The 11,401-nt window shown below is 73.9% G+C and carries 8 protein-coding genes; all 8 read right to left on the bottom strand.

Annotated elements, in window-relative coordinates; all coding sequences use genetic code 11:
* Window positions 1–85: 85 nt before the first annotated feature.
* Complete coding sequence (ftsY, locus tag MXD62_RS07915) at window positions 86–1,390, bottom strand: signal recognition particle-docking protein FtsY (protein WP_248828753.1); 1,305 nt, start codon at window positions 1,388–1,390, stop codon at window positions 86–88.
* A 206-nt stretch (window positions 1,391–1,596) separates the two neighbouring features.
* A complete protein-coding gene (locus tag MXD62_RS07910; protein WP_248828760.1) occupies window positions 1,597–5,316 on the bottom strand; it encodes an AAA family ATPase in 3,720 nt (1,239 codons plus the stop codon).
* A gap of 543 nt (window positions 5,317–5,859) precedes the next feature.
* Window positions 5,860–6,057, bottom strand: a complete 198-nt coding sequence (locus MXD62_RS07905; RefSeq protein WP_248828752.1) for a hypothetical protein — start codon at window positions 6,055–6,057, stop codon at window positions 5,860–5,862.
* Window positions 6,058–6,575: 518 nt separating this feature from the next.
* Window positions 6,576–6,887: an acylphosphatase gene (locus MXD62_RS07900; protein WP_071060615.1), complete on the bottom strand. Its 312-nt coding sequence runs from the start codon at window positions 6,885–6,887 to the stop codon at window positions 6,576–6,578.
* A 526-nt stretch (window positions 6,888–7,413) separates the two neighbouring features.
* Entirely contained in the window at window positions 7,414–8,190 is a 777-nt protein-coding gene (locus tag MXD62_RS07895) for a DUF2786 domain-containing protein (RefSeq protein WP_248828751.1), read from the bottom strand.
* 272 nt (window positions 8,191–8,462) lie between these two features.
* Window positions 8,463–9,410, bottom strand: a complete 948-nt coding sequence (mutM, locus tag MXD62_RS07890) for a bifunctional DNA-formamidopyrimidine glycosylase/DNA-(apurinic or apyrimidinic site) lyase (protein ID WP_248828750.1) — start codon at window positions 9,408–9,410, stop codon at window positions 8,463–8,465.
* A gap of 15 nt (window positions 9,411–9,425) precedes the next feature.
* Entirely contained in the window at window positions 9,426–10,418 is a 993-nt protein-coding gene (rnc, locus tag MXD62_RS07885; RefSeq protein ID WP_248828749.1) for a ribonuclease III, read from the bottom strand.
* A complete protein-coding gene (locus tag MXD62_RS07880) occupies window positions 10,415–11,401 on the bottom strand; it encodes a phosphate starvation-inducible protein PhoH (RefSeq protein WP_248828748.1) in 987 nt (328 codons plus the stop codon). The genes rnc and MXD62_RS07880 overlap by 4 nt, the downstream gene beginning before the upstream one ends.

The raw sequence follows: 11,401 nt of genomic DNA, 5'->3' as shown, positions 1-11,401 counted from the left end.
AGATGTGTATACGAGACTGGTTCCGCGGAACCGCGGCCGCACCGCGGAGGCCGCGTAAAGGCGCGGCCTGACGGTCGCGCGGCCGTCAGGCCGGCTCGCCCAGCAGCGCGTCGACGAACGCCTCCGGCTCGAAGGGCGCCAGGTCGTCCGGGCCCTCGCCGAGGCCGATCAGCTTGACCGGGACACCGAGCTCCCGCTGCACAGCGATGACGATCCCGCCCTTGGCGGTGCCGTCCAGCTTGGTCAGCACGACGCCGGTGATGTCCACCGCCTCGGTGAACACCCGGGCCTGGACGAGGGCGTTCTGCCCCGTGGTGGAGTCCAGGACCAGGAGAACCTCGTCCACCGGGCTCTGCTTGCCGACGACCCTCTTGATCTTCGTCAGCTCGTCCATCAGGCCGACCTTCGTGTGCAGCCGCCCGGCCGTGTCGACGAGCACAGTGTCGGCACCGTCGTCGATCCCGCGCTTGACGGCCTCGAAGGCGACCGACGCCGGGTCCGCCCCCTCCGCGCCGCGCACGGTCGTCGCCCCGACCCGGCCGCCCCAGGTCTCCAGCTGGTCGGCGGCGGCCGCGCGGAAGGTGTCCGCCGCGCCCAGCACGACCGAGCGGCCGTCCGCGACGAGCAGCCGAGCGATCTTGCCGCAGGTTGTGGTCTTTCCTGTGCCGTTGACGCCGACGACAAGGACCACGGCGGGCCGGTCCGGCGCGGACGTCCGCAGCGACCGGTCGGTGGTCGTGCCGACCTGGGCGAGCAGTTCGTCGCGCAGCATCATCCGGGCGTCGGCCGCCGTGCGCGCCCCGAGCACCCTGGTGCGCTCGCGCAGCGCCTCGACCATCTCGGCCGTGGCCGTGACTCCGACGTCGGCGACGAGCAGTGTCGCCTCGACGTCCTCCCACGCCTCCTCGTCCAGGTTGTCCCCGGACAGCAGCGCCAGCAGGCCGCGACCGAGCGCGTTCTGCGAACGGGCGAGCCGGGTGCGTAGCCGTACCATCCGGCCCGTCGCGGGCGCGGGCACGTCGACCGGGGCCCGCGGGGCGACGATCTCGGGCCCGGTGACCGGCGTGCTGTCCGCGCCCGCCGTGCCCGCCGCGCCGGCGGGGGCCGGCCCGCCCCGTCCGCCCTGCCCGACCAGCCCGGCCGGCGAGTCCGCCGTCTCGCCGGGCAGGCCCGACCAGCCGGGTGGGGCCGCGCCGGTCTGCGGGGATGTCGGCGGGATCGTCGGTGTGGCGACGCCCGACCGAGCGGACGGCGCGGCGCCCGCGTCCGGCCGGTCCGCGTCCCGCGATCCGCCCCGACGGGAGCGTGAGCGCAGGGCGGTGCCGGCCACGAGGCCGACCATGCCGACCAGGACCACGGCGATCACGACGATGAGGATGACCAGCTCCACGACACGATCCTTACAGATCGCCGGGCAACCATCGCTCGCCCACCCCGTGACCACCGCAAGCGGGGCGGCCCGGAGGAGTGGTCACGCGCCCTCGTTACCGGTTTGCGGTGCGGTTCGGCCGTCCGGCGGCCCGCAGCGGGGCCGGTGACAGGGCACGGCCCCCGGCTCGGCGGCCATCACCAGCCATCACCAGCCGTCACCGGCTGTCAGGCGGAGGCGCGCTGGCGCAGCCGCTGGCTGATCACCGTGGTGACGCCGTCACCGCGCATCGACACACCGTAGAGGGCGTCAGCGATCTCCATCGTGCGCTTCTGGTGCGTGATGATGATCAGCTGCGACTTCTGCCGCAGCCCCTCCACGGCGTTGAGCAGGCGGCCCAGGTTCCGGTCGTCCAGGGCCGCCTCGACCTCGTCCAGGACGTAGAACGGCGAGGGCCGGGCCCGGAAGATCGCGAGCAGCAGCGCGAGGGCGGTGAGCGAGCGCTCCCCGCCGGAGAGCAGCGACAGCCGCTTGACCTTCTTCCCCGGTGGGCGCGCCTCGACCTCGATCCCGGTGGTCAGCATGTCGTCCGGATCGGTCAGGACGAGCCGTCCCTCACCGCCCGGGAAGAGCGTGGCGAAGACCACCTCGAATTCACGCGCGGTGTCGGCGAACGCCGTCTCGAACACTTCCCGGACCCGCGCGTCAACCTCGTCGACCACGAGCAGGAGATCACGCCGGGTGCTCTTCAGGTCGTCCAGCTGGGTGGAGAGGAAGGCGGCGCGCTCCTGCAGCGCGGCGAACTCCTCCAGGGCCAGCGGGTTGATCTTCCCGAGCCGGGCGAGCTGCTTCTCCGCCCGGCCCGCCCGCGCCACCTGCTCGGCCCGGTCGAACGGCGTCGGCACGCCGTCCGGCTCGTCGGGCGGCACCGGGACGTCCGGGCCGAACTCGGCGATCAGGTCGTCCGCCGCGACGCCGTGCTCCTCGAGGGTCTTCGCCTCCAGGGTCTCGACCCGCAGGCGCTTCTCGGCCCGCGCCAGCTCGTCGCGGTGCGCGGCGTCGCGCAGCGCGGCGAGCTCGGTCGCCTGGCCGCGGACCTGCTCGCGCACCGTGCCGAGCTCGGCCTCGGTCTCCCGCCGCGCCGCCTCGGCCGTCTCCCGCTCGGTCGCGGCGGCGGCGAGCGACCCCTCGAGCGCGGCGAGCGCGGTGCCCGCCGCGTCAGCCAGCGCGGCAGCGGTCGCGGACTGGCGCTCGCGGACCTCCCTGCGCCGGGCGGCGGCGGCCCTGGCGGCGCGCTCGTTGGCCGCGGCGCGCATGAGCGCGTCGGCCCGGCCGTGCAGGCCGCGGGCACGCTCCTCGCTGGTGCGCACGGACAGCCTCGCCTCGACCTCCGCCGCGCGGACCGCGGAGGTCGCCGCGACCAGCCGGTCGCGTTCCGCGGGCGAGCGCTCCCCGACGTCCGGCTCGGACGAGCTGGCCGCCAGCTGCGACTCCAGCTCGGTGAGCGCCCCGTAGGCCTGGTCGCGGGCCGTCTCCGCGGCGAGCCTGGACCGCTCGAGCCGGCTGATCTCCCCGGCGGCGGAGCCCCTGGTCCGCTCGATCTGGGCGAGGTGCTCGGACAGGGCCCGGTGGCGCGCGTCGGCGGCATGGCGCTCGGCGAGCGCGGCGTCGATCGCGGCGCGGGCCCGCTCGACCTCGGCCCGCGCAGGGCCCATCTCCTCACGGGCCGCCTCGCGGCGGGCGGACGCCTCGGTCGCGCCGCGGTCGGCCTCGTCCGCGGCGGTCTGGATCTCGAGCACCGACGGCGGCGTGGCGCTGCCGCCGACCGCCGACCGGGGCCCGACGACGTCCCCGTCCCGGGTGACGACCCTGGCCTCTGGACTGTGCTCGATCACCTGCCCGGCGACGTCGAGGTCGTCGGCGACGACCGTGTCGGCGAGCAGCTCCCGCAGGGCCGGGGCGTACCGGGCGTCGACCACCGTGACCAGGTCGAACGCGTACACGGCGCCGGCCGGCAGGTCCGGCTTCCGGTCCGCGGGACGTCCCTGCGGGGCACCACCGTCCCCTTCCGCCCGGTCGGCCGGGACGAGGGCGGCTCGGCCGGCGTCGGCGGTACGCAGCCAGCGCAGGGCGGCCAGCGCGTCGGCGGGCGTACCGACAAGCAGCGCGTCGGCGGCGGGGCCCAGCGCCGCCGCGATCGCCGCCTGCGCACCCGGCGCGACGGTGACGAAGCTGGCGAGCCGACCGATGACCTGGACGGAGGGCTCCAGCGGCGGAAGCTGCGCGGGAACCGCCTGCCGCGGGTCGTTCCGCCCGCCACGGCCCGGCCGGCGCTTGCGGCCACCACCCCCAGCCACCTCTCCCGCGCTGTTGCCGCCATCGCCGGCGGCGCCGGTACCAGCGTCGGCCGGTGTCGTCTCCCCCGCCGCCGCGCGCAGCAGGGCGCTGGCCCCGTCCGCCGGCTCGAGGGAGAGCTCCAGCGCGTCGCGGCGCGCCTGCCAGGAGGCACGGTCGCGCTCCGCCGCCCGCTCGGCGTCGCGCAGGGCCTCCAGGCGCTCGCTCGCCGCCTCATGGACGGCGACGGCCTCGCTGTGCCGCTGCGCGACCTCGTCGCGGGCGGTCTCGATCCGCGCGAGCTCCGTGTCGAGCGCGGAGCGGGACCCGGCAGTCTCGGCGTCCCGGGCGCGGGCGGCATCCAGTGCCTCGGTCATCCGCACGATGTCCGCCTCGGCGGCCCCCGCACGGGACCTGGCGGCCTCGACCCGCCCGCCGAGCCGCGCGATTCCCTCCCGGCGGTCCGAAGCCGCCTTCGCCGCGGCGAGAAGCGCCCTCTCCTCCCGCGCAAGCTCCTCTTCCAGCGAGCCCCGGCGGGCGACGACCTCCTCGAGGGTCTCCCGGTCCAGCTCGAGACGCTCGGTGAGCGCGAGCTCCTGCTCTCGGACGGCCGTCGCCTCCTGCTCCAGCTCCTCCGGGTCGCGACCGCCGCGGTGCTCCTCCGCCGAGCCCAACAGGCGGGAGCGCTCGGCGGCGAGCGACCTGCTCCCCCGCAGCCGTTCCCGGATCGAGGCCAGGCCGTACCAGGTCTCGGCCGCCGCCGCCGCCCGGGGGACGACCGCGGCCAGCCGCGCCTCGAGTTCAGCCTCCCGTCGCTGCCCGTCGGCCAGCGCCTTCTCCGTCTGGGCGACCCGCAGCCGCAGCGCGTCCTCGTCGGCGGCATCGGAGGCGATCGCGCAGCGGGCGGTGGCCAGATCGTCCGCGAGCAGCCGGAGCCGGGAGTCGCGCAGCGCCGCCTGGATCACGCCCGCCTTGCGCGCGATCTCCGCCTGGCGACCGAGCGGCCCGAGCTGACGCCGCAACTCGGCGGACAGGTCGGTGAGGCGGGTGAGGTTCGCGGCCATCGCCTCGAGCTTGCGGAGCGCCTTCTCCTTGCGCTTGCGGTGTTTCAGGACACCGGCCGCCTCCTCGATGAACGCGCGACGGTCCTCGGGCCGGGCGTGCAGGACGGCGTCGAGCTGGCCCTGGCCGACGATCACGTGCAGCTCGCGACCGATGCCGGAATCGCTCATCAGCTCCTGGATGTCCAGGAGCCGGCAGGTGGTGCCGTTGATGGTGTATTCGCTCTCACCGCTGCGGAACATCAACCGCCCGACGGTGACCTCGGAGTACTCGATCGGCAGCGCGCCGTCGGTGTTGTCGATCGTCAGCAGGACCTCGGCACGGCCCAGCGCGGGGCGCGACGGCGTGCCGGCGAAGATGACGTCCGACATGGTGCCGCCGCGCAGGGCTTTGGCGCCCTGCTCGCCCAGCACCCAGGCGATCGCGTCGACGACGTTGCTCTTGCCCGAGCCGTTGGGACCCACGACACAGGTGATGCCGGGCTCGAGATGCAAGGTGGTCGAGCTCGCGAACGACTTGAAACCCCGCAGGGTAAGGCTCTTGAGATGCACCGGGCTCCGGGCGGCGGAGGGGACGGCAACCCCGCTACCGGGCCGGCGACCACCGACCCGGACGAAGATCGACCGACATTCGTCCCGCTCATGGTACCGAGGGACGCCCGGCGCCCCGGCGAGCGCCGTCCCGCCCCGCACGTCGCCGCGGGACAGCACGGCACCGTGAGCGGGACCGCGCCGACCGGAGAACCGGCAGCCCGATCCGTATGTGCGGCCGCGGTCATACGGCCGCTGTCGTGTGCGCGAAGGCGGCGCGCCAGCCCGCGAAGGCCCCGTCCGCAAAGGCGGAGCCAGCGGTGGATCAGCACCCGAGCACACCAAATAGACTCAAGGCTACATAACGCCTACCCTGAGCGATGGAAATCGGGCATGATCACCGACGGGCACACCTGGGTGTGCCCGTGGGACGCTAGGGCACACCCGAATGGGACGCACGCAGGCGCGACGGAGCCTGCCCGGCTGACAGACCAGGGGGGTCCGTGCCGTGCTGGACACTGCATATGGGGCACACAGGGTGCCCGGATGTCGGGGCTCGGGGGCTCAGGTGAGCGCAGGCTCCACGTCGAGCGCGCGCACGTCGGCAGGGACGTCGACACCGTCTACGAGTGCCTCGTTCACCGCCCGGGCGCGTGCAAGCTCTGACTCGAGCTCAGCTACTCGGGCGCGAAGACGGCGTACCTCGTACGAGAGACGCATGTCGCTACCGGAACCGACGTGGCCGAAAAGGGCCTTCGCCATGGTGATGGTCCTCCACGATGAGTGACCTAGCGGGATGTTGGGCGCGACGGGACCAGAAAGATCGGAGCGCGGCCCAGAGAATGACCTAAGAATCCCACGTCAGGCGACCGAAAGTCAAGAGCATGCCACAAGGCCCCTGCTCGGTCCGCCGAACATCGGAAAATCCTCGCCGGCGTACACCCGACGGGACACATGACCCGGGACCAGTTGCAGCACGTTCACCCCCGCTCCGCCATGTGGCGAGTTCGACAGGTGGCTTGTTCCTCATCCCCTTCCTCCCACGTTCGGGCCTGCCACCAGCCACGATCATGCGATGCCGCAAGGGAAGCAGGGCGGCGCGAAGTGACAGCGGACAGCATTGATCAACAATCGACGCGGTGACGGCGTGGTCCCACCAGGCAAAAACGCACTCACGCCGCCGAAGGCTTCTCCGCGAAGTCCGATGCCGTTCGTACACGCGTCGCCGCAGATTGCGCGTCTGTTCAATCGACGCGTTCGTGCCCTTCGTCCGACGCGCTTCAGCGCCGCAGGAAGCCAGCCAATCCGCCTCGCGGCTCGCCCCAGACATGATCGACCCGCTCGGTGTGCCCCGGGGTGTGACCGGTCACCAGCAGCTCGAGCAGCGCCTCGCAGGCGCCCCGCTCACCCTCCGCGATCACCGCTACGGCACCGTCGGGCAGATTGGTGGCAGAGCCGACCAGCCCGAGACGACGGCCCTTGGTGCGCACGTAGTCACGGAACCCGACTCCCTGGACAAGACCTTCGACCCGGGCGGTGAGGCGGACCACGTCCCCGCCGGAGGCGTCCTTCGTCGCGCGAACCTCGTTCATCGGGGCGGTAGGGTACTAGCCATTGTGGACACCATGTGCATCGAGAGCGCGCAGCTCAACAGGGACGCCCAGGCCACCGTTCAGGCCGGGCCGCGACGTGGGACGCCGTCGAGCGAGACCACCGTTGGTGACCGCGTGCACACGCCGAGGCGATCCGCGATTCGGCGATCTCTCGCGTGTGCCGCCGCCGCGGGCTCGATAGGTGCCGCACTCCTCCTCTCCGGTTGTGGTCAGGACTTTCATCAGGACGGTGGAGTCACCCCGGTTCCGCACGCCAGCACCGAGGGCGTCCGCACCGTGACGCCGGCCCCGGCCCCCTCCGAGGAGGTGATCGGGCCGGGCTACGCGCCGCCGCGCGGCGAGCGGCCGACTCAGACCGCGGTGCCCAACCTGCCCGGCGGCAAGCTGTAGGTATCTGAGGTATCTGGCGAGTCGGTGCGGCCGGGTCCTGGTCGCACCGACTCCTGGCGCCACACCGACTCCAGGTCAGCCCTCGGGCGGATCTGCGCACGGCCCCGTCATCCGGTCAACTGATCTGCCGCCGCGCCCGCCGCTGCGACGGCACCCGCCTGCCCTCCCCGAGGTCTGCCCGCTGGCCGGCCTGATAGCCGTCCCGACCGCCGGATCCGGAGAGCTGCCTCGTTCGGGTAGTGCGCAAACGCGGATAGACGCGGGCGAGATGTGCCTCTACCAGGCCCTCCCGACTGGCCAGCACGACCGCGACCGAACGCCGGGCGGCCGGCCCGACGGCGGCCGGGTCGGCCGCCCGGCTCTCCTCCGCCCTGCGGCGCGCCGCATCCTCGGCCTGAGCGAGCCTGTCCCGGACGGCGACGGCGAAGCCCGCCATCCAGGACCGGCGGAAAGCTCGCGGATCCTCCCAGGCCGGCGGACAGGCCGCCGCGAGGCCGTGCGCCTGCTGGACGAGCAGCGAGGTGTAGATCATCTGCACCCGCTCGATGTCGACCGCCATACCGAACAGGTGCGCGGAGTGCAGGGTTGCTCCGCCGCTGCCCGCCGGAGACGGCGCCGTGCGGTGCACGAGCCGGCAGCCCAGGGGGTCGGCGACGCTGGCGAGCAGAGAGATCTTGTCCCGCGCGTACGGCGCGTCGATACCCATCACGACGTCGCCGGCGGCCGGGCCGGTGGGAGAACCGTCCTCGATCAGTGCCCGGTCGATGCCGTACTGGGCGATGAGCTCCGCCGCCTTGGCGTTGTAGCTCTCCCGGGCCGCGTCAGGCAGGCCCTCGGCCTCCGCCATCGCCAGCAGCTTGCGCACGCGGCCGAGCAGAGCGTCGGGGTTCATGGCGCCTCCGTCCACGGTCCTCCTCCGGAGTGGATACCAGAAGAGAACACAGTCTGTGAGGCCCCGCCGGACCGGGCACGGCTGTCATCGCCAGCGCCCCCGGTCACGGCCACCGACGAGGCTGAGTCGAATACCTGCGGGATCCTGCTTCCCGCCCGACCGCCGCGTGCCGGACCGACCTGCGCTGGACCGACCTGTGCTGGACCGGCTCGTGCTGGACCGGCTTGCTCCCGATCCGACGCGAAGCGATTCGAACGCGTGTTCGAAGAGTATCACCGGACCCGGCGGGGCCGGGGCTGGCACGCCGGGCAGCTGAAGCTCGAGCGGTTCATGAACGCGTCCCGGCGGATGGTCGAGGCACAGCGGGAGCACGCCTGGCCGCCGCGTCCGTAGACCTCCAGCGAGCGTTCGAACAGCCCGCTGACGCCCTCGGTCGAGACGTAGAGCCGGTCGAAGGAGGTACCGCCGGCGGCCAGCGCCGCCGTCATCACCGTGCGGACCGCGTCAAGCAGCCGCAGCGCCTCGGCGCGGGTCACCGTCTCGGTCGGGCGGGCGTAGTGCAGGCGCGCGGCCCACAGGCCCTCGTCCGCGTAGATGTTGCCCACGCCGCTGATCAGCGTCTGGTCGAGCAGGGCGCGCTTGAGGCCGGTGCGCCGGCGGCGCAGCGCGTCGGCGAAACGCTCCGGGTCGAAGTCGACGGAGAGCGGGTCGGGCGCGATGTGGGCGATCGGGGCAGGCAGCTCCGCCCCGCCCGAGACCACAGCAAGACCACCGAACGTCCGCTGGTCCACGAAGCGCAGCTCGCGGCCCTCGTCGGTGAACCGGAAACGGACCCGCAGGTGTACCTGGTCCGGGCTGTCCGCCGGAACCACGAGGAGCTGGCCGCTCATCCCGAGATGACCGAGCAGCGCGTCACCGACCGCCGGGCCGCCCGGGCCGCCCGGGCCGCCCGGGCCGGACGGCTCGGCCGGTTCGGACGACTTGAGCGTCTCGGGAGGCCTGGGCGGTTCAGACGGCGTGAGCCCGAGCCACAGGTACTTGCCGCGCCGGCGCGCCGTGGCCACCGTCTGCCCGACAAGCGAGGCGGCGAAGTGGTCGGCCCCGGCGAGATGGCGGCGGACCGCCCGCGGGTGATGGACCTCCACCTCGGCGACAGTGCGGCCGACCACCCCGCGCTCGAGGCCCCGGCGGACGACCTCGACCTCGGGCAGCTCAGGCATCACCAATGGCGAGAGTCATCGGGAGTCCCGCGCCGCCGGCGTCGAGTCGCCCTGGGCGGCGCCGGCCCTCACCGCCACGTCCGTATCGCTCGCCGACCCCGTTCCGCCCACCGCGGACACCCGGCCCGACGCGACGCTGTTAGCCGAAGCGGCAGCTCCGTTACCCGAACCGGCGGCGGTGCCACCCGGTCCGGCGGCGCCGTTACCCGGAGCGGAGGCGTCTTTGCCGGAATCGGTGGCGGTACCGCCCGGATCGGCGGCCGCGCCGGCCGTCAGCTCGTCCTCGGCGTTCACCGCCGAGCGCTTCTCGAGCACCGCGAAGGCGGCGGCCGCGGCGCGCTGCTCGGCCTCCTTCTTGCTACCGCCCTCACCCTCGCCGAGCACCTCGCCGGCGACCCGCGCGAACGCGGTGAACCGCTTCGCGTGATCGGGGCCGGCCTCGGTGACGGCGTAGTCGGGCGGGCCGAGGCCCAGCAGAGCCGTCTGTTCCTGCAGCGAGGTCTTCCAGTCCAGCCCGGCGCCGCGCCCGGCCGCCTCGTCGAGGAGTGGGTCGAAGAGCCGGTGGACGAACCCGGAGGCCACGTCGAGGCTGTTCGAGAGGTAGACGGCCCCGATCACCGCCTCCAGCGTGTCGGCCAGGATGCTGGGCTTGTCCCGCCCGCCGGTCGCCTCCTCGCCACGGCCGAGGAGCAGGTAGGGCCCGATGCCCGCCGTACCGATCCGCCGCGCGACGTCGGCCAGTGCCCGCATGTTCACCACCGAGGCACGCTGCTTGGCGAGCTGCCCCTCTGGGAGGTCGGGATGGCGGCGGAACAGCGCGGCCGTGACGATCAGGCCGAGCACCGCGTCACCGAGGAACTCCAGCCGCTCGTTCGTGGGCAGCCCGCCGTTCTCGTACGCGTACGAACGGTGGGTCAGCGCGCGGTCGAGCAGCTCCGGGTCGATGTGGACGTCGAGCGCCTCGACCAACCCGTCCCGCGGCGGGGGAACCGACTGTGACCGGCTCATCGGGGCAGCCCCGCCAGTTCCCGGCGGCGGTCGACGAGCGTCGTCATGGCCTGCCGCACCGCCCCGGAGAGCCCGGCGCGCACGGCGCCCGCGGCGACGCGGACAGCCTCCGGCAGCGCTCCCGGCCCCACCGGGGCCGTCGCGGCCGGCCCACCCGCTCGGACGGCCGTCCCGTCCACTCCCAGCACGATGATTCCCCCCTGAAGGTCCGAACTGTTCGCCTGCCAGCAGGCCGGGTCCGTCTCGTGCCGTGCCCGGCGCGCGCTGGGGTTCAGCGCGGAGAGCACCACGTCACCGGTGTATCCGTCGGTGACGACGACGTCGACGCCGGTTCCGGTCCGGAGCCTGTCGGCGGTGACCGGACCGACGAAGTCGAGGCCCAGCGACGCGAGCAGGTCACCGGCCGAGCGGCGTAGCGGGTCCAGGAGGGCTGGCCGCGCCGACAGCAGCCCGACCGCCGGAGCGCCGACACCGAGCCGGACGCGCGCCAGCCGTGCGCCCGCGAGGGCGAACTGGGCCAGCTCGTCGGCGGTCACGTCGACCGAGCCGCCCGCGTCACAGAGGATCACCGGGGACTCGGCCGGCCCGACGACCGCGGCAGCGGCGGCCCGGGTCGCGCCGGGCACCAGCCCGAACGTGAACCCGGCCGCCGCGATGACCGCTTCGAGCGGGGCCACGGAGACCATCGCGTCGGCGTGGCCGTCCCGGACGAGACGGGCCGCGACGCGGACCCCGGCCTCCCGCCGCGCACGTACCTCACGCAGCGCTTCGGGGCCCGGCGCCACGCCACGTGACGCGTTCACCAGCCGGACGCGACCGCCCTCGAGCACACCGTGCTCGGCGAGCACGAGGGCGACCGTGTCCGTGGGCGCCACCACGGTCAGGGTCACCCGCGGATCGGCATCGAGGACGGCGGTGATCTCGCCGAGCAGGTCGCCCGGCGGAGAGCCCGCTCCGATCAGGTCGACAGCGACACGTGCCAC

The organism is Frankia sp. Mgl5 (assembly GCF_023242985.1).
Lineage (GTDB): Bacteria > Actinomycetota > Actinomycetes > Frankiales > Frankiaceae > Parafrankia > Parafrankia soli.
Note: the sequence above shows the minus strand (reverse complement) of the source record. Positions and strands in the feature narration are given on the sequence as shown.